The sequence below is a fragment of the Thermomonospora sp. CIF 1 genome (genome assembly GCF_001896795.1).
In the GTDB taxonomy this organism is placed as follows: Bacteria; Actinomycetota; Actinomycetes; order Streptosporangiales; family Streptosporangiaceae; genus Thermomonospora; species Thermomonospora curvata.
Map to the genome: position 1 here is coordinate 409,708 of NZ_MOYN02000022.1, position 18,913 is coordinate 428,620.

At 74.3% G+C, this 18,913-nt stretch carries 12 protein-coding genes; 2 read left to right on the plus strand and 10 right to left on the minus strand.

Annotated features, from left to right (window positions below; translation table 11 throughout):
• Positions 1–2 precede the first annotated feature (2 nt).
• The 9 genes from BUE48_RS17760 to BUE48_RS17800 all read right to left on the minus strand — a co-directional run bounded on the left by BUE48_RS17760 (position 3) and on the right by BUE48_RS17800 (position 12,008).
• Positions 3–2,015, minus strand: a complete 2,013-nt coding sequence (locus BUE48_RS17760) for a transglutaminase-like domain-containing protein (RefSeq protein WP_286990582.1) — start codon at positions 2,013–2,015, stop codon at positions 3–5.
• Positions 2,012–2,950 (minus strand): DUF58 domain-containing protein, encoded by a 939-nt coding sequence (locus BUE48_RS17765; RefSeq protein ID WP_286990583.1) that lies wholly within the window; start codon positions 2,948–2,950, stop codon positions 2,012–2,014. The genes BUE48_RS17760 and BUE48_RS17765 overlap by 4 nt, the downstream gene beginning before the upstream one ends.
• Before the next feature lie 18 nt (positions 2,951–2,968).
• Positions 2,969–3,991 (minus strand): AAA family ATPase, encoded by a 1,023-nt coding sequence (locus BUE48_RS17770; protein ID WP_012853892.1) that lies wholly within the window; start codon positions 3,989–3,991, stop codon positions 2,969–2,971.
• 374 nt (positions 3,992–4,365) lie between these two features.
• A complete protein-coding gene (locus BUE48_RS17775; protein WP_012853893.1) occupies positions 4,366–5,316 on the minus strand; it encodes an electron transfer flavoprotein subunit alpha/FixB family protein in 951 nt (316 codons plus the stop codon).
• 22 nt (positions 5,317–5,338) lie between these two features.
• Complete coding sequence (locus BUE48_RS17780) at positions 5,339–6,118, minus strand: electron transfer flavoprotein subunit beta/FixA family protein (RefSeq protein WP_012853894.1); 780 nt, start codon at positions 6,116–6,118, stop codon at positions 5,339–5,341.
• Positions 6,119–6,426: 308 nt separating this feature from the next.
• Positions 6,427–7,848: a serine/threonine-protein kinase gene (locus tag BUE48_RS17785; protein ID WP_012853895.1), complete on the minus strand. Its 1,422-nt coding sequence runs from the start codon at positions 7,846–7,848 to the stop codon at positions 6,427–6,429.
• A 205-nt stretch (positions 7,849–8,053) separates the two neighbouring features.
• Complete coding sequence (locus tag BUE48_RS17790) at positions 8,054–9,943, minus strand: serine/threonine-protein kinase (protein ID WP_286990584.1); 1,890 nt, start codon at positions 9,941–9,943, stop codon at positions 8,054–8,056.
• Positions 9,944–10,181: 238 nt separating this feature from the next.
• On the minus strand, positions 10,182–11,132 hold the full coding sequence (locus tag BUE48_RS17795) for an acyl-ACP desaturase (RefSeq protein WP_286990585.1): 951 nt from the start codon (positions 11,130–11,132) through the stop codon (positions 10,182–10,184).
• Between the two features lie 99 nt (positions 11,133–11,231).
• Positions 11,232–12,008 (minus strand): SDR family NAD(P)-dependent oxidoreductase, encoded by a 777-nt coding sequence (locus BUE48_RS17800; RefSeq protein WP_012853898.1) that lies wholly within the window; start codon positions 12,006–12,008, stop codon positions 11,232–11,234.
• 105 nt (positions 12,009–12,113) lie between these two features.
• On the opposite strand from BUE48_RS17800, the gene BUE48_RS17805 reads away from it, so the two are divergent.
• Positions 12,114–15,086, plus strand: coding sequence for a DEAD/DEAH box helicase (locus BUE48_RS17805; RefSeq protein WP_286990586.1), 2,973 nt, complete (start codon positions 12,114–12,116; stop codon positions 15,084–15,086).
• Positions 15,083–15,844, plus strand: coding sequence for an SWIM zinc finger family protein (locus BUE48_RS17810; RefSeq protein ID WP_286990587.1), 762 nt, complete (start codon positions 15,083–15,085; stop codon positions 15,842–15,844). Before BUE48_RS17805 ends, BUE48_RS17810 begins: the two co-directional genes overlap by 4 nt.
• A 219-nt stretch (positions 15,845–16,063) precedes the next feature.
• Here BUE48_RS17810 and glgP read toward each other — a convergent pair whose 3' ends face one another.
• Complete coding sequence (gene glgP / locus BUE48_RS17815; RefSeq protein ID WP_012853901.1) at positions 16,064–18,655, minus strand: alpha-glucan family phosphorylase; 2,592 nt, start codon at positions 18,653–18,655, stop codon at positions 16,064–16,066.
• Positions 18,656–18,913: the final 258 nt, after the last annotated feature.

Genomic DNA, 18,913 nt, shown 5'->3' on the forward strand with positions numbered 1-18,913 from the left:
GCTCACGGGCCGGTGCGGACGACGGCGGCCACCAGCACGCGGGCCGCCCGCAGCGGGCCCAGGTCGGCGACCAGGGCCCGGACGATGCGCAGGCCGAGACGGCGGACCGGCGCCCGCGGGCCGGGGGCGTAGCGGGCGCGTTCCAGCTCGGCGGCCACGGCGGCGATGTTCGGCCCCAGGCGGGCCAGGCGGACGCGCAGCCCGCCCCAGGTGGTGCCGGGCGTCACCGGCTCGCCGCCATGGCCGGCCAGCCGCTCCAGCAGCCGGTCGGCGCGCCCGCCGCGCAGACCGGAGGCGCCCGGGCCGCGCCGGCGGACGGTGACCAGCAGCACCACGGCCGGCACCAGCCCCAGCAGCACGGCGGGCAGCAGCACCGGGCCCTGCCGCCCGCCGCCGGCGGCGGGCGGGGCGAACGGGTCCAGGGAGGGGTCCACCACGGCATCGGCATCGGCCGGAGTGGGGTTGAACGGCACCCAGCCGACACCGGAGAAGTACACCTCGATCCAGGCGTGGGCGTCGGCGTCGCGCACCACGTACCGGCCGTTTTGCTCCAGCCCGGTGGCGAAGCCGGCGACCACCCGGGCGGGCACCCCGGCCAGCCGCAGCAGCAGCGCCGCCGCCCCGGCGAAGTGCTGGCAGTAGCCGGTGCGGGTGCGCAGCAGGAAGTCCACCAGCGGGACGCGGGAGGTGCGCTCCACGTCGGTGTCGTAGCGGAACCGGCCGCCCTCGGTCAGGTAGCGCTGCACCCGCTCGACGACCTCGAACTGGTTGCGGGCCCCGGCCGTCACCGCCCTCGCCATCACGGCCACCTCGTCGTACAGCGAGTACCCCAGGTAGCCGTGCCCTCCGAAGCCGGGATCGGCATAGGGGCCGAACTCGCCCTGCCGTCCGCCCATCCACATCCCGCCGGGCCGGCGTTCCCGGACGCGGGTGTACTCCTCCAGCCGGGGGTCGGAGTTCGGCCAGGGCACGGTGCGCAAGGTGGCGGGGTCGGCGGTGACCACCGCGGCCCGCACCCGGTAGACGTCCCCGGCGTCCGGCGCCGGGGTGATCCGCCAGGACTCCCCCGCCCCCGAGTCGACCCGCCCGTCGGCCTGCAGGCTGATGATCCGGCCCGGGGAGACCACCATGTCGTTGCGCAGGCCCCGGACCCGCACCTCGATCTCGACGGGACGGGCGGCCGGCTCGGGCAGGTCCTCATCCGGCAGGCCCCCGGTCTCCCAGCCGCGCCAGCCGATCCGCTCCAGCACCTGCATCCGCCACAGCGCCGGGCGGGGCGAAGAGATCTCCAGCATGGCCGCGCCGGTGCGGCGCCCATACAGCGGCCCGTAGGTCTGGGTGGTGTCCAGCGTGGTGAACTGCGGTTCCCGATCGATCAGGTCGTCGATGGCCAGCCACTGGCCGCGCGGTCCCAGGGTGTGCGCCAGCGCGGCCGCGCCCAGCGCGGCGGCCGTGCCGAGCGCGACCATCGGGCGGGCGGCCCGGCCGCCGGGCGGCGCCAGCCACAGCGGCACGGCCAGCACCATCGCCGCCCCCTGCCAGGAGACCTCGTCGCTTTGCCGCAGCGCCACCGCGATCACCCATGGCAGCGCCACCAGCGCCAGCGACAGCGCCTGCCGGGGCCGCGAGCGCGGCGCGGTGACCGACAGGCCGGCCGCCGACAGCCACAGCAGCCCGACCAGCAGCAGCCACACCGCCGCCGGCCACGGGTCGCCCGCGGCGCGGCCGGGCCCCAGCGACGACAGCCGCTGCAGCCCGTCCGACAGCGACAGCAGCAGCTGCGGCCAGCGGCGGGGCCACAGCATGTCCGGCTGGACGCCGCCGGCCAGCAGCGCCATCGGCGGCCAGAGCAGCAGCAGCGCGCCCACCGCCCGGGTGGCGGTGCGCCCCCAGGCCACCACGGCGGCGGCGACGGCGGCGACCAGGCAGCCCCACAGCACCGCCGTGCCCAGCAGCGCCGACCAGGCCCCCATCGCCGCCGCGGCGGCCGCCAGCAGTCCGGCCGCCCGGATCATCGCGGCCGTCCCTTCCCGGCGGGCAGCGGCACCACGCCCGGCGGCAGCGGCGGCGGCGGATCCACCGTCCGGTCCGGCGGGAAGCGGACGACGATGGCGCCGGCCGGCGGACGGGCGGGCCGGTCGCCGGCCTCCAGCAGGGCCAGGCGGCGATGCAGCGCCCGCCAGGACTCTTCGTCCTCGACCGGCGTCGCGGCGCTCTCCCCGGGCAGCAGCACCGCGCACCCGCCGGACCTGGACAGGGTGCGCACCAGCCCGGCGGCGGCCCGGGCCACCCAGTCCACCTCCGCCTCGCAGGCGCCGTGGGTGTCGACGACCACCAGCGGCAGCCCGGACGGCGGCGGGCCCATGCGCCGCTCGTGCAGCTCCATGCCGCGGGCCAGGGACAGCCAGTGGATGCGGCTGACCGGGGTGCCCGGCACATACGGCCGCAGCCCGTCGGGCTCGGTGTGCTCAATGGCCCGGCCGGGCGCGGGCGCGGGCTGCCCGCCGCCGTCGGGGACGGGCAGGACCAGCACCTTCTCGCGCTCGCCGACCTCGACGGTGAGGCGGAAGATGCCCAGCGCGTCGCTGATCCGCAGCCGGGTGGGCTGGATGCGATAGGCGCCGCGCCGGCCGATGGGCACCTCCACGACGCCGCCGGCGGGCTCCAGCTCCGCCCAGGCGCGCCGGGTGATGCGCACCTGGACGCGGACCGGCAGCCGCTCGGGCAGGCCGAGGTCCAGGCGCATCCGCAGCGGCCGGTCCTCACCGATCTCCCGTTCGGCGATCAGCCGGGTGGCGTTCAGGCGCGAGCGCGCCGCCAGCACCGTGACGGCCGCCCACAGCACCATGATCACCATTCCCACGGCCAGCGCGAACAGCGCCAGCGACGGCAGCGCCCCGGCGGCCAGGACCAATGCGCCGGCGCAGCTCAGCCAGATCAGCGCTCGCATGGGCGCCTCACCCCGCCGTCATCTGGCCCGGACCCGCCGCAAGGCGTCCTCGACGACCTCGGCCCGGGCGTCGGCGGGGGCCGTGCCGGACGGCTGGATCCGGTGGGTGAGCACGGGCCGGGCCACCGCCTGCACGTCGTCGGGCAGCACGAACGCCCGGCCGTCCATGGCGGCCACCGCCCGGGCGGCGGCCAGCAGCAGCAGCCCGGAGCGGGGGCTGGCGCCCACGGCCGCCAGGGGGTGGGCGCGGGTGGCGGCCAGCAGGTCCACGATGTAGCGCAGCAGGGGGTCGGAGGCGTGCACCGCGGCGACGGCCCGCTGGGCGGCCAGCAGGTGGGCCGGGTCGGTGACCGCGTTCACCTGCGGTTCGGGGCCGGCGCGCAGCAGCGCCACCTCTTGCTCGGGGGTGGGGTAGCCCAGGGAGACCACCGACAGGAAGCGGTCCAGCTGGGCGGGCGGCAGCGGGTAGGTGCCGTCGTAGCCGGCGCTGGGGTTCTGGGTGGCGATCACCACGAACGGCGGCGGGATGGGCCGGCTGACGCCGTCCACGGTGACCTGGCGTTCCTGCATCGCCTCCAGCAGGCCGGACTGGGTCTTGGGGGTGGCGCGGTTGATCTCGTCCACCAGCACCACGTTGGCGAAGATCGGGCCGGGCCGGAACTCGAAGGCCGCGGCGTCGGCCTGCCAGACGTTGGCGCCGATGATGTCGGCCGGCAGCAGGTCGACGGTGGCCTGCACCCGGGAGAAGCGGCCGTCCAGGCTGCGCGCCAGGGAGCGGGCCAGCTGGGTCTTGCCGACCCCGGGGTGGTCCTCCACCAGCAGGTGCCCGCCGGCCAGGACGGTCGCCAGCACCACGTCCAGCACGTCGGCGGGCATCCGCACGGCGCCCGCCACGTTGGCCCGCAGCCGGTCGCCGAGCTCGGCGACCTCTTCGACGGTGAGCGTCGCCTCCCCGTCGGAGGGGACCGGATGCGGCCGGGGCGCGGCGCTGAGCCTGCCCGGCGGCCGGGCCCACCCGCTCGGATCGGCCACCGCGCTCACCGGGCCTCCTTGAGCGCGGCCTTCGGGAGGGCGAGGGCACCGGGGCGGCGACGCCCGGCCCGGCGTCGCGCCTGCCGGTGGTGGGCACCGGGCTCGCGGTCCGATGCGGCGCCTGCGGAGCTGGTGTGAGACCTCAAAGGAGAGTCCTTTCTCCGGCGGGCGTGGCGGTGGCACAAAGTCCTACACGCAACCAACAACGTGGTTTCGGTGCCCTGCTGTTCCAAGAACATCCCGGGGGTGCCATGGGTGTGGCGGTGCGGTGTACCCGCCGTCCGGACCCGCTCAGGCGCTGGGAAAGGCTCCCGAAGACGGCGAAACGGCCGGTGGCGGGAGGCCACCGGCCGTTTGCGCAACGCCCTCAGCTCGCGGCGAGCTTACTTGCGCTTGTTGATCTCCTCGGTGAGCTGCGGGGCCACCTGGAACAGGTCGCCCACCACACCGAAGTCGACCAGCTCGAAGATCGGCGCCTCGGGGTCCTTGTTGATGGCGACGATCGTCTTGGAGGTCTGCATGCCGGCCCGGTGCTGGATGGCGCCGGAGATGCCGACCGCGATGTACAGCTGCGGGGAGACCGTCTTACCGGTCTGGCCGACCTGGAACTGGTGCGGGTACCAGCCGGCGTCGGTGGCGGCCCGGGAGGCGCCCACCGCACCGCCGAGCGCGTCGGCCAGGTCCTCGATGATCTTGAAGTTCTCGGCGCTGCCGACGCCGCGGCCACCGGAGACCACGACCGCGGCCTCGGTGAGGTCCGGGCGCTCGCCCTTCTCCTGCACCACCTTCTCGACGATCTTGGCGGCCTTGGCGGCGTCCGACAGGGTCACCGAGACCTGCTCCTCGGCCGGGGTGGCCGGGGCGGGCTCGGGGGCGACGGCGTTGGGCCGCACCGCCACGATCGGGGTGCCGCGCTTGACCTTGGCGTGCGCGATGACCGCACCGCCGAAGATGGAGTGCTCGCCGACGAAGCCCTCGGCGACGTCCACCACGTCGGTGAGCACGCCGGAGTCGAGCTTGACCGCCAGGCGGCCGGCGATCTCCTTGCCCTCACCGGTGGCGGCCACCAGCACGCCGGCCGGGGACTTGTCGGCCACCAGCTTGGCCAGCAGCTCGACCTTGGGCGCCACCACGTAGGAGGTCAGCTCCTCGTCGGCGGCCACGTAGATCTTGGCCGCGCCGTACTCGGCCAGCTTGTCCTTGGCGTTCTCCAGGCCGGGGCCGATCCACACCGCGGCCGGCTCGCCGAGCCGGCGGGCGGCGGTCAGCAGCTCCAGGGTGACCTTCTTGACCTCGCCGTCGATGTGGTCGACGAGGACGAGAACCTCTGCCATGTCGTACTGTCCCCTTCCTCGCTCAGATGAACTTCTTGGACGCGAGGAACTCGGCGATCTTGACGCCGCCGTCGCCCTCGTCGGTGACGATCTGGCCCTTCTCACGCGGCGGGGCCTCGGCGAAGTCGGTCACCTCGCTGGCGGAGCCCGCCAGGCCGACCTTGTCGGCCTCGATGCCGAGGTCGGCGATGCCGAGCGTCTCGACCGGCTTCTTCTTGGCCGCCATGATCCCCTTGAAGGAGGGGTAGCGCGGCTCGTTGATCTTCTCGACCACGCTGACGACCGCCGGCAGGCTGGCCTCGACCTTGTCGTAGCCGTAGTCGGTGACGCGCTGCACCTTGATGGCCGAGCCGTCGATCTCGACCTTGGAGGCCAGCGTCAGCTGCGGCACGCCCAGCCGCTCGGCCAGCATGGCCGGCAGCACGCCGGTGCGCGCGTCGGTGGACTCCGAGCCCAGGATCACCAGGTCGAAGCCGGTGCGGCCGAGGACCTTCTCCAGGGCGTAGGAGGTGCCCAGCGCGTCGCTGCCGGCCAGCGCGTCGTCGACCAGGTGGACGGCCTTGTCGGCGCCCATCGCCAGCGCCTTGCGGATGGAGTCGGTGGCCTTCTCCGGGCCCATGGTCACGACGGTGACCTCCCCGCCGTGCTTCTCCTTGATGAGCAGCGCCTCTTCGATGGCGTACTCATCGAGCTCGTTGATGACGCCGTCCGCGGCACCGCGGTCGAGCGTGCTGTCCTCGGGCTTCAACTTGCGCGGGCTCTCCGTGTCGGGAACCTGCTTGACGCAGACGACGATGTTCATGGCCGTCGACCGACCTCCCTGCATTTCCTCTGGCCGCCGTAAGCGGGCGGGGCGCCGCCCGGGCGGGTCGACGCGAGCTGATGGGCTACAGACTGCCAAATACCCGAACAGGCTTCGGCTCCGGGTCCCGGCTTTGGACCGTGCACCTAGATGTTACCGGCGAGTAGCATCGCGGCAAATCCCCCGGTCACCGCGGGGCCACCGGCCACAACCACGACATTTGCCCACACAACAGACGCATCCGGCAGCACTCCGCGAAGTGACCGGTATCACCTTACGGCCCCCTTGCGGAGCCCTGAAACGGACGCTCAGGGCAGCGCGCTCTGGAACCGGTCCAAAGCGGCGATCACCGAGTTCTGCAGGCCGTACATCGGGGCGAAACTGGGGGTCAGCGACACCGCGCCGACCACCGCGGCGAAGATCAGCACGCCCAGCACGGCCCCCACCGGGACGATCCGCGCCGGCTCCGGCGCCAGCGTCCCGAACAACCGCTCCAGCTGCCGGCGCGGCGCCCGCACCCCCGGACCGCTCCACAAGACGGCGGCCCCCGCGCCCGCTCCCCAGGCGCAGGCGTCCATCGCCGGAGTGCGCACCCCCACCATGACCAGCGACGCCAGCGCCAAGGCCACCGCCGCCGCGGCCACGGCGGCGTAGGGCAGCGTCAGCGCCGTCCACAGCGCCGCCCGCGCCGCGTCCCCCACAGCCGGCGTCGCGCGGCCGGAACCGCCGCGCAGGGCCGCCGCATCCCAGGTGCGCAGCGCCAGCGCCCCCGCCGTGGCCGCCACGATCCCCACCACCGGCATCACGATGGCGACCGCGGCCATGAGCACCACCGCCAGCACCGCCAGCAGCCGCGACCAGGCGTGCCCCACCGTCGGCCGCGGCCGCGCCGACCGCGGCGGCGCGGCGGCCCGCACGGCCCGCTCCACCGGCGTCGACCGGACCGGCTCGTGCACGACCGGGGTCGCCTCCTGCGGCCCCAGGTCCGCCGCGTCCACCGCCTTGACCAGTTCGGCGGCCGTGGGCCGGGCATCCGGGTCGGCCCGCAGCGCATCGCGCAGCACGGCCCGCAACGGCTCGGGCACCTCCGCCGGCGCCCCGTCCCCGACCTCCGCGCGGCCGGTCGCGGCGAACGCCACGGTCGCCGCCCAGGCGTACACGTCGGAGGCGGGCGTGGCGGGTGCGCCGTCGCGGACCTCCGGTGCCAGGTGAGGGCGCACCCGAACCGGCCGGGCGGGGTCCACCGCCTGCGCGACGCCGAAATCGATGACGACCGGCTCTCCCCCGACCACCAGCACATTGGCGGGGCTCAGGTCGCGGTGCACCGCTCCGGCCTCGTGGATCGCGACCAGGGCCTTGGCCAGGCCGAGGGCCAGCCGCCGCAGCGCGCCGCCGCGCAGCGGCCCCTCCTCGGCCACCAGCACATCCAGCCCGCGCCCGGGGACGAAGCGGCTGACCACATACGGCCGCTCGGCGGAGGCGTCCCCGTCCAGCACATCGACCACATGCGGGCTGAGCACCCGGCGCATCACCGCGATCTCATGCTCCAGCCGCCGCCGCGCGGCCGCCCCGCTGACCGCTTCCGGCCGCAGCACCCTGATCGCCACATCCCGGCCGGACGGATCGGTGCCCCGGTAGACCACGCCCGCGTCGCTCTCGCCCAGCAGGGACAGCGGGCGGTAGGGGCCTATCCGACCGCCGGGGACGAGTTCTCTGGAAGGCTGGTTCATCAGAACTCCTAGAGCGGGGAGATCTCCCCCTCCGGAAGAAGAGGGAGACACGGCACAAGGTCACGCGGAACGGCGCAGCCGGTGCGGAAGCCAGGGGCGGAGCAGGGCCGCTTCAGGGGCGCGGCTTCCGCCCGCCCCCGACCCTAGCGGGCCCGCGGCGGGCCGTAGGCCGTCTGCCGGTCCCGCCCGGCCGGCGGGCGCGCCGTCACCAGGGCCATAGGTCCCGGATGCCGTCGCGCAGCTCCTCCAGCCGCGCGCTCAGGCCCTCCACCGGGTAGGTGTCGGGGGTGCCGCCATAGGAGAGCCCGATCAGCACCGCCGCGAACAGTGACAGTGCCAGCGCCAGCGGCGCGGCGATCTCCCGGCGGGGCGCCACCGCCCCCCACAGCCGCACCAGTTGGCGGCGCGGGGCGCCGCTGCCCGGCGCCAGGCACAGCAGGCCGATGACGAGCATCACCGCATACGCGATGCCCTTGGCGGCACTGATCTGCGGCATGGTCACCAGCAGCGCGATCAACAGCACGGAGGCGGTGCACAGGGCCGCCGCCGACAGCATGCCGGTGACCATGACCGCCCCCGGCAGGCCCAGCGGCGCCCGCACCAGCGCGCCCAGCACATCACCGGCGCGCGGGCCGCGCCTGGTGCGGCGGTCGTCCATGCCCTTGGCCGCCCAGTCGCCCATCCGCAGCACCAGCACCCCGCCGATGGTGACCAGCACGGCCAGCACCGGCACCAGGTAGGCGAAGCCCAGCAGCGCGGCCAGCACCGTGAAGCTGAGGAAGCGGTACCAGCCGTACGGCTTGGGCGGCGGGTCGGGGCTGGTCGCCGGGGCCGCCGGGGCCTGTGCGGGGCGCTCGCTCACCGGCGCCGCGTACGGGTCATAAGGAGGCGGCGCCGGGCCGCGCGGCTGAGGCTGCGGCTGCGGGTCCGGCGGGGCGGCGGGCGGCGGGACCTGGGAGAGGGGATGGGAACCGTAGGGGCCCTGCCCGTAGGCGGCCTGCCCGTAGGCGGCCTGCTCGTAAGGGGTCTGCTCGTAGGGACGGCCGTAAGGGGCGGGGCCGGGCGGCGGCCCCGGAGGCGGCGCCGCGGGCGGCAGCAGCCCGCGGAAGTCCTCCGGCTGGGCGGGCGCGGGCGGCGCCTGACCGGACAGCGGCCCCGGGGCCGGCGGAGGAGCCGGCAGCGGCGCGGTCCGGTCCGGCCGCGAAGGCGAGGTCTGGCCGGTCCGCTCCGGCGGGGCCGGCATCCAGGAGGAGGCGTCCACCCGGGTCTGGTCGGTGATGGTGGCCTCCAGGTGGATCCGCCGGGCCATCTGCACCAGCTCGACCGCGGTGGGCCGCTGGGAGGGGTCGCGCGCCATCGCCGACCGGATCAGCGGCTGCAGCGCCGGGGGCATCCCGTCCAGATCCGGCTGTCCCTGCAGGATCCGGTAGAAGATCGACTCGAACGGGCCGGAGCCGAACGGCGGGCGGCCGGTGGCCGCGAACGCCACCGTGGCGGCCCAGGCGTGCACGTCCGAGGGCGGCCCGGCGTCCTCCCCCTCGAGGATCTCCGGAGCCAGGTAGCCGGGGGTGCCGATCACCATGCCGGTGGCGGTCAGCCGGGTGGCGTCGGCGGCCTGGGCGATCCCGAAGTCGATCACGATGGGCTCGCCGTCCAGCAGCATCACGTTGCCGGGCTTGAGGTCGCGGTGGATGATCCCGGCGCCGTGGATCGCCGACAGCGCCGAGGCCAGCCCGACCGCCAGCCGCTGCAGCGCCGCGCCCTGCAGCGGGCCTCCGTCGGGCCCTTCCACGACCTCCTCCAGGGTGCGGCCCGGCACGTACTGGGTGACGATGTAGGGCTGGGGCGCGGTGACATCGGCGTCCAGGATCTCGGCGACATGCGGGCTGTGCACCCGGCGCATCGAGTCGACCTCGCGGGCCAGCCGCCGCCGCGCGACGGTGTCCCCGGCCACCGCGGAGCGCAGCACCTTGATCGCCACCTTGCGGCCCTCGGGGTCGGCCGCCAGGTGGACGACCCCCATCCCGCCCTCGCCCAGCGTGCGGATCAGGCGGTACCGGCCGATGCGCTCCCCGGACGTGACAACCCCCTTCATCGCTGCCGCCACCCTATCTTCGCCCGCCGCACCGGGCGGTTCCACCGGATCGTCCCGGCCCGCTGCGGCCGGCGTTTCGTCCACCGGCTCGCCGGTCTCCCGCCGGTCCGGGACGGACGCCCCGGTGAAAGGGCGGACGGGAGCGGGTGAGGGCCTCCGGATGCGTCCTTACGCAATCATTGGACGCCGCCGAAGCGGCCGAGGTTCCCGGGCGCGGGCGGCTTCACAGGGGCCGCCGTCACTCGCCCCGGGCGGCCCGCCGGGCGCGGCGCTCGGCCCGCCGCGTCTCGAACCTGGTGGCGGCCGCGTCCAACTGCTCCAGGAATTCGCCCAGTTCCTGACGGGCCCGCTCGCCCTCGGCGGTCAGCCCGCTCATCTCGAAGACCTTCCATTTACGCAGCACCGGCATCAGCACATCGTCGTGGTGCAGCCGCAGGTCGTAGATGCCGGCGTTGGCGATGGCCACCGATTTGCGCAAAAAGCCGTCGATGGTGTGCCCGGGCATCTGGAACGCCTTGACCACGTCGGTGACGGCGCGCATGGTCTGGCCGGGATCGATCTGGAACGCCGCCTCCAGCAGGTTCCGGTAGAAGATCATGTGCAGGTTCTCGTCCTTGGCCACCCGCGCCATCATCTGCTCGCAGACCGGGTCGCCGGACGCCTTTCCGGTGTTGCGGTGCGACACCCGGGTGGCCAGTTCCTGAAACGACACGTAGGCCACGCCGCGCAGCAGGTCCTCGCCGTGGTCGGGCTCATAGCCGCCCTGCATGTGCCTCATGCGGGCCCGTTCCAGCGCCACCGGATCGACCGCGCGGGTCACCGTCAGGTAGTCGCGGATGACCGTGCTGTGCCGGTTCTCCTCGGCGGTCCACCGGTTCACCCAGGCGCCCCAGGCGCCCTCCCGGCCGAAGATCCGGGAGATGGCGTAGTGGTAGCCCGGCAGGTTGTCCTCGGTGAGCAGGTTGACGATCAGCGCCTCCCGGGCCTCGGGGCTGATCGCGGAGTCCTCGGGCCGCCACTCCTCGCCGCCCAGCGGGCCGTCGTAGTCGCGTCCCCGGCTCCAGGGGACGTACTGGTGCGGGAACCACTCGTCGGCCATGGACAGGTGCCGGTCGAGTTCCCTCTCCACCACCGGTTCAAGCTCCATCAGCAGCTCGAACCGGCTTTTCGCAACGGGCGTGGAGGCCATGTCTCACCCTTCCGGGCATGGGGGAAATGATCGCGCCGACGGCGGTCCGCTCACCGTAGGGGGATCCCGGCGGCACCGGCTATGCGCATCGTGCGCACTTCAGTCGCCGATTTTTGTCTCGGCCGCCAGTTGCCACGCCCGATTGACCGCCGACCGCAGCAGAAAACGCGGCGCCAGGCGCAACAGGGGCAGCAGCGCTTTGTACTGCCCTCCGGGCACGCACAAGGCGCGTCCGGCGGCCACCGCCTCCAGCCCCGCGCGGGCCACGTCCACGCGCCGCAGCCACAGCAGATTGGGGCCGGCGGTCTCGTCCGTGCGGGTGAACCCCGGGCACAGCGCCGTCACGTGCACGCCCTTGCCCTGCAATTCCGCGTGCAGGCTTTCGGTGAAAGCCTGCACGTACGCTTTGGTCGCCCCGTATGTCGCGCTTCCCGGGGACGGGGTGAAGGCCGACATGGAGGCCACATTGAGCACGCCGCCCCGCCCGCGTTCGATCATGCTCGGCAGTGCCGCGTAAGTCAGCCGCACCACCGCCCGCACGTTCAGGTCGATCTCCTTGAGCTGGTCTTCCAAGGGAATCTCGGCGAACGCCCCGAACGCGCCGTAACCGGCATTGTTGATCAGCAGGTCCACCGGTTCACCGCGCAATTTCCGCTCGACCCGCTCCAGCTGGGCGGGGTCGGTGAGGTCGGCGGGCAGCACCTGCACCCCCACCCGGTGCCGCTCGGCCAGGCGGCCGGCCAGCCGTTCCAGCAGGTCCGCGCGGCGCGCCACCAGCACCAGGTCGGTGCCGCGCGCCGCCAGCAGCGCCGCGAACGCCTCGCCGATGCCGCTGGAGGCGCCCGTCACCAGGGCTGTCCGGAATTCCTGATGCATGCCCGGGATGGTACTCCCCGTGCCGCAGTGACCCCCGGGATGTCAGAGCCCGCTGCTAACTTCTGTGGCCGCCTGCAGCCGTCCTCGTCCGGGGGGCCATGACCGATGCTCATCGCCCACGCCGTCTGGCACGGCGGCGCCCTGTGCCTGTGGGCCGAACGGCCCGGCGGCCCCGGCGGAGCAGACGGCCCCCGGTGGCACCCCTGCGCCACCGCCGACTTCGACGGCACCTCCTATGCGCCGTTCACCGCCGACGCCCCACCGATCACCCTCGACCTGCTGCTGCCGACCGTCACGGGCCGTCCGCTTCTTTCCTCCGAGGCGTCACCCGAAGCGGGCGCAGAGCCGCGCCTGCAGTCCTGGAGGGTGCCGGCGCGGGCGCTCGCCCCGCTGACCGCCATGGCGCTGCTGGGGCACACCGAGCGCGCCACCGATGTCGCCGCAGGGGACGATCTGCGGTTCTTCGCCCTGCTCGCCGGCATCGCCGCGCAGCTCGTCCGGCAGGGCCGGGTGCTGCCCGCCCTGCTGCGCGAGGACGGGGAAGCGGTCGCCCGCTGGCGGCCCGCCCTGGTCGATCCCGCCTTCATCCAAGCGCTGGCCGCCGCGATGCCGCCCGCCTGCCGCGCGGCCGACGGCGGACGGCCCGCCGGGCGGGTGCTCGGCGAGGCCCTCGGCTGCCTCACCGACACGGTGGTGCGGGGCGTCGTCCCCCACCCGCTGCTGCCACCGCGCCGAGGCGGGGCGGCCGGCCCGCCGCCCCTCGCCGAACGCTGGGCGTCCGCGCTCACCGGCCCCGACCCCCGCGTCCTGCGGGAGCCCGGCGACGACCTGGACGGGCTGAGCGCCGAGCTGGCGGCCTGGGCCGCCTCCGCCGGGCCGCCCGGCCCGCTGCGCACCTGTTTCCGGCTGATCGAGCCCGATCCGGCCGGCGACCGCGACGCCTGGCGGATCGAGTTCGCCCTGCAGAGCACCGAGGACCCCAGCCTGTACGTCCCCGCCGCCACCGTCTGGGCGGGCGGCGCCCCCTTTCTGCCCGAGGCCGCCGAGGCCCTGCTGAGCGGGCTCGGCCGGGCGTTGCGGCTGTTCCCCGAGCTGGCCGCGGCCCTGCGCGGCCCCGCCCCCGCCGAACTGCGCACGGACGTCACCGGCGCCTTCCGGTTCCTGCGCCGCTCCGCCCCGCTGCTGGCCGCCGCCGGTTTCGGCGTGCTGCTCCCCCGCTGGGGCGACCGGCCCCGGCTCGGGCTGAAACTCACCGCCCGCACCCGGCCCGAACCGGGCGCCGTCACCTCTTCCGGTTTCGACCTGGGCACTTTGCTCGACTTCCGCTGGGACCTGGCCATCGGCGACCAGCCCCTGACCGAGGAGGAGCTGACCGAGCTGGCCCGGCTCAAGGCCCCGCTGGTCCGGCTGCGCGGCCGGTGGGTCGAGCTGGACGAGGCCCAGCTGGAGGCGGCGCTGGACTTCCTGCGCCGCCCCCGCACCGGCGCCATGTCCGCCGGGCAGGTGGTGCGCGCCGCCGTCCACGCCGGCGGCGACGCCCTGCCCCTGCTGGGCGTCGATGCCGACGGGCCGCCGGCGGACCTGCTGTCGGGCCAGGCCGAGCGGCGGCTGACCCCCATCGCCACGCCGGAGGGTTTCAAGGGGACGCTGCGTCCCTACCAGGAGCGGGGCCTGGCCTGGCTGGCGTTCATGAGCTCACTCGGACTGGGGGCGATCCAGGCCGACGACATGGGCCTGGGCAAGGGGGTGGTGACGCTGGCGCTGCTGGTCCACGAGCGTCTGCACAACCCCGATGTCGCGCCCACGCTGGCGGTGCTGCCGATGTCGCTGGTGGGCAACTGGCAGCGGGAGGCGGCCCGGTTCACCCCCGGGCTGCGGGTCCACGTCCACCACGGCGGCGGACGCCACCGGGGCAAAGCGCTGGCCGAGGCCGCGGCGCGGGCCGACCTGGTGCTGACGACCTACGGGACGGCGGCGCGGGACGCCGCCCTGCTCGCCGGGATCACCTGGGAGCGGGTGGTCTGCGACGAGGCCCAGGCGCTCAAGAACAGCGGGACGCTGCAGGCGCGGGCGGTGCGGAGCATCCCGGCGCGCACCCGCATCGCGCTGACCGGGACCCCGGTGGAGAACCACCTGACCGAGCTGTGGTCGATCATGGAGTTCGCCAACCCGGGGCTGCTGGGCCCCCGGCGGGTCTTCCGGGAGCGCTTCGCCGTCCCCATCGAGGAGCGGGGCGACCGGCGGGCGCTGGCCGAGCTGCGGCGCATCACCGGGCCGTTCATCCTGCGGCGGCTGAAGACCGACTCTGCGATCATCTCCGACCTGCCGGACAAACAGGAGATCAAGGTCTACTGCAATCTGACCGCCGAGCAGGCGTCGCTGTACCAGGCGACGGTGGACGACATGCTGGCGCAGATCGCCGAGGCCGGCTCGAGCGCGGCGCGGCGCGGGCTGGTGCTGGCGACGATGGCCCGGCTCAAGCAGGTGTGCAACCATCCGGCGCAGCTGCTTCGGGACGGCTCGCGCCTGGCGGGCCGGTCGGGGAAGCTGGAGCGGCTGGAGGAGATCTGCGCCCAGGTCGTCGAGCGGGGCGAAAAAGCGCTGGCGTTCACCCAGTACGCCGAGTTCGGCGCGATGCTGCAGCCGTACCTGGCGGCCCGGCTGGGCTGCCCGGTGCTGTGGCTGCACGGCGGCACGCCCCGCCGCGTGCGCGATGATCTGGTCCGGCGTTTCCAGGAGGAGGCGGAGCCGGCGGTGTTCCTGCTGTCGCTGAAGGCCGCCGGGACGGGCCTGACGCTGACGGCGGCCAATCACGTGGTGCACATCGACCGCTGGTGGAACCCGGCGGTGGAGGACCAGGCCACCGACCGGGCCTTCCGCATCGGCCAGACCCGCGATGTGCAGGTCCGCAAGCTCATCTGCGTCGGCACCCTGGAGGAACGGGTGGAGGAGATGATCGAGCGCAAAAAGGCGCTGGCCGGCAGCGTGGTGGCCACCGGTGAGGACTGGCTGACCCGGCTGTCGGTGGCCGAGCTGCGCGAGGTGCTGCGGCTGTCGCCGGAGGCGGTGAGCGGTTGACGGCGGGTGACGGAGGGGCCGCCGCGGCGGGTGACGACGCCGGGCGGATGTGGTGGTCGCGGCGCTTCCTGGACGTGCTGGGGTCGTTCACCGATCACGGCCGGCTGCACCGGGGGTGGACGTACGCGCGTCAGGGGCGGGTGAAGGATCTTCGGGTGCGTCCCCATGAGGTGAGCGCCCGGGTGCTCGGGCCGGAACCGTACGGGGTGGCGATCGGCGTCGGCCCCATCGATGAGGGCTCCTGGCGGGCGGTGGCGGCGGAACTGGCCTCCCAGCCGCTGCTGCGCGCCCGCCTGCTGGAGGGGGAGACGCCGCCGGAACTGGAGTGGGCGTTCGCTCAGGCGGGCGTGCCGCTGTTGCCGGACTCGCCCCATGACCTGCACCTGATGTGCGAGTGCCCCGGCTACGGGGAGCCGTGCGAGCATGCGGCGGCCGTGCTCTGCCTGCTCGCCGAGGCGTTCGACCGCGATCCGTCCCTGCTCCTCACCTGGCGGGGAGGTTCGCGGGAGCGGCTGCTGCACGGGCTGCGCCAGGCGTCCGCAAAGGACGCGCCCGATCCGTTCGACGTCGGGGACGAGCCGCTGCGCGCCGCCGGGTTCTGGACGGCCGGCCCCGCTCCGGCCGAGCCGCGCGAGCATGCCGCGCCCGCCCCGCCCGACCTGCTGTTGCAGCTGCTGGACCCGCCGGCGATCAAGATCCGTCGCCGCCCGCTGACCGACGTGCTGAGACCGGCCTACGAGGCGATGTCCCGCGCGTGAGCGGCGTCCATACGGCCGCTCTTCCGTGCCGGGCGCAGGCCGAAAGCCCTGCGGCGCCCGCCGCCCGGCGAAAGGGTGCCCGGGGCGGCGTCCTGCGGCTTGCGGAAACGGCGCGTTGCAGAGGCTCACCGGGCGATCGGCACCGCTTCGGCGGGCACGCCGGCGCCGCCCGCCTGAGCGGGCCGGCGGGTGCGCGGTGGTCCGCTCCGGTCGCCTCGCTCAGCGCAGGTCGCCGTTGGTCATCCCCACCGGTGCCGGCGGCAGGGCGACCAGGCCCAGTTCGGCGGGGCCGGCCAGCAGCCGGTGCCGGGGGACGACGCGGACGCTGTAGCCGAAGGGGCCGGTGCGGTCCAGCGGGATCTCCCCGGTGTAGCGGATCCGGCCGTTCTCACCGCCCTCGCCGGTCAGCTCCAGGTGGGACGGGGAGACGATGGAGTCGGAGGCGTCCACCCGTCCGTAGACGGCCTCCACCAGCACGTCTTCGGGCTTCAGGTCGCCCAGGTTGACCACCGCGCGCACCGTCAGGCGCTCGCCGACGTGCGGGCTCTCCTCCCCCGCCGACTCCACGTGGTCGACCGCGACACCGGGCCAGGCCTTGATCACCCGGTGCTTCCAGGCCGCCAGCTCCCGGGCGCCGGCGTAGCCGTCGGCCGCCATGGCGCGGGCCGAGCGGGCCGCCGGGGTGTACAGCTCGCGCACATAGTCGCGCAGCATCCGGGTGGCCAGCACCTTGGGGCCGAGCGTGGCCAGGGTGTGCTTGACCATCTCCAGCCAGCGGCGGGGCAGCCCGGCGCCGTCGCGGTCGTAGAACATCACCGCCACATGGTCGCTGATCAGCTCATACAGCGCGGCGGCCTCCAGCTGGTCGCGGCGGTCGGGGTCGGACAGGCCGTCGGCGGAGGGGATCGCCCAGCCGTTCTGGCCGTCGTACCACTCGTCCCACCAGCCGTCCCGGATGGACAAATTGAGCCCGCCGTTGAGGGCGGCCTTCATCCCGGAGGTGCCGCAGGCCTCCAGCGGGCGCAGCGGGTTGTTCATCCACACGTCGCAACCGGCCACCATGACCTGGGCCAGCGCCATGTCGTAGTCGGGCAGGAAGACGATGCGGTGCCGCACGTCCTCGGAGTCGGCGAAGCGGACGATGTCCTGAATCAGCCGTTTGCCGCCCTCGTCGGCCGGGTGCGCCTTGCCGGCGATGACGATCTGCACCGGGCGTTCGGGGTCCAGCAGCAGCGCGCGCAGCCGGTCGGGGTCGCGCAGCATCAGCGTCAGGCGCTTGTAGGAGGGCACCCGGCGGGCGAACCCGATGGTCAGCACGTCCGGGTCGAGGGCCTCGTCGATCCAGGCCAGCTCGGCCTCGGAGGCGCCGCGCTGCTTCCAGGAGGCGCGCAGCCGGCGGCGGGCGTCCAGCACCAGCCGCTCGCGCAGGATGCGGCGCACCCGCCAGATCTCGCTTTCGGGGACGTCCAGTACACCGTTCCAACCGTGGCCCTCCATGATCGAGGGCACTTCGCGGGCGGCCAGGTCCATGATCTCGCGGGCCACCCAGGTCTCGGCGTGCACCCCGTTGGTGATCGAGCCGATGGGCACCTCGTCGGTGTCGAAGCCGCCCCACAGGCCGCCGAACATCTCCCGGCTGACCTCGCCGTGCAGCCGGGAGACGCCGTTGACCCGCTGGCCCAGCCGCATGCCCATGACGGCCATGTTGAACACGGTGCGGTCGCCGTCGGGGTAGGTCTCCTCGCCCAGGCTCAGCACCCGGTCCACCGGCACCTCGCCGAGCGCGGCCGACCCGCCGAAGTACTTGCCGATCAGCTCCCGGGGGAAACGGTCGATGCCGGCCGGGACGGGGGTGTGGGTGGTGAACACGGTCCCGGCGCGGACCGCCTCCAGCGCCTCGTCGAACGACAGGCCGTGGTCGGCGATCATCTCGCGGATGCGTTCCAGGCCCAGGAACCCGGCGTGGCCCTCGTTGGTGTGGAACACCTCCGGGGCCGGGTGCCCGCTGATGCGGCAGTAGGCGCGGATGGCCCGCACCCCGCCGATGCCCAGCAGCATCTCCTGCAGCAGCCGGTGTTCGGTGCCGCCGCCGTACAGCCGGTCGGTGACGTCGCGGGCGGCCGGGTCGTTGTCCTCCACGTCGGAGTCCAGCAGCAGCAGCGGCACCCGCCCGACCCGGGCCAGCCAGACCTGGGCGTTGAGGACGCGGCCCTCGGGCAGGGCGATGGAGACCCGCACCGGGGCGCCGTCGTCCTCGCGCACCAGCGTCAGCGGCAGCCCGTTGGGGTCGATGGCCGGGTAGTGCTCCAGCTGCCAGCCGTCCGGGGACAGCGACTGGGAGAAGTAGCCGTGCCGGTACAGCAGGCCCACCCCGATGATGGGCACGCCCAGGTCGCTGGCGGTCTTGAGGTGGTCGCCGGCCAGGATGCCCAGCCCGCCGGAGTACTGCGGCAGCGCCGCGGTGATGCCGTACTCGGGCGAGAAGTAGGCGATGGCGGCGGGTCCGTCCGCGCCGGCGCTCTGGTACCAGCGCGGCGAGGTCAGATAGTCGTGCAGATCGTCCAGGGCGGCGTCCAGCCGGCGCAGGAAGCGGCGGTCCTCGGCCAGCGCCGCCAGGCGGGCCGGGTCCACCTCGCCGAGCAGCCGGACCGGGTCCTGCTGGACGGACTCCCACAGTCCGGGGTCCACCGAACGGAACAGGTCCAGCGTCTCGTGGTGCCATGACCAGCGCAGGTTGAGGACGAGTTCCTCCAGGCCGCGCAGCGGTTCCGGCAGGACGGTGCGGACGGTGAGTCGTCGGATTGCCTTCACGTCTGCTCACGCTATGCGTTGGAGGGCTCACCTGGCGACCCCCACCCGGCCGGTTCCGGGCAAGGGTTACCGAATACTGCCGTTGTCGATCGTTCCCGGGCCGTCCGGCCCCATGGGACGGGAAGATCGGCCGTCCTGCGCCCGCCCGCGCGGGCCGCGGGCTTCACCGCCGCGATACCGGCCCCTGACGTGCCCGCCCGCCGGGCAAAGGGGACTGAGCGCAAGACGTTGCCGAAAGTTAACGTGAGCGGCTGCGCG

Bases quoted from the DNA above. Each gene is read 5' to 3' on its own strand.
- BUE48_RS17795 (WP_286990585.1), bottom strand. From the start codon at position 11,132: ATGGCCTCCACGCCCGTTGCGAAAAGCCGGTTCGAGCTGCTGATGGAG.
- BUE48_RS17780 (WP_012853894.1), bottom strand. From the start codon at position 6,118: ATGAACATCGTCGTCTGCGTCAAGCAGGTTCCCGACACGGAGAGCCCG.
- BUE48_RS17800 (WP_012853898.1), bottom strand. From the start codon at position 12,008: ATGCATCAGGAATTCCGGACAGCCCTGGTGACGGGCGCCTCCAGCGGC.
- BUE48_RS17775 (WP_012853893.1), bottom strand. From the start codon at position 5,316: ATGGCAGAGGTTCTCGTCCTCGTCGACCACATCGACGGCGAGGTCAAG.
- BUE48_RS17785 (WP_012853895.1), bottom strand. From the start codon at position 7,848: ATGAACCAGCCTTCCAGAGAACTCGTCCCCGGCGGTCGGATAGGCCCC.
- BUE48_RS17805 (WP_286990586.1), top strand. From the start codon at position 12,114: ATGCTCATCGCCCACGCCGTCTGGCACGGCGGCGCCCTGTGCCTGTGG.
- BUE48_RS17790 (WP_286990584.1), bottom strand. From the start codon at position 9,943: ATGAAGGGGGTTGTCACGTCCGGGGAGCGCATCGGCCGGTACCGCCTG.
- BUE48_RS17760 (WP_286990582.1), bottom strand. From the start codon at position 2,015: ATGATCCGGGCGGCCGGACTGCTGGCGGCCGCCGCGGCGGCGATGGGG.
- BUE48_RS17765 (WP_286990583.1), bottom strand. From the start codon at position 2,950: ATGCGAGCGCTGATCTGGCTGAGCTGCGCCGGCGCATTGGTCCTGGCC.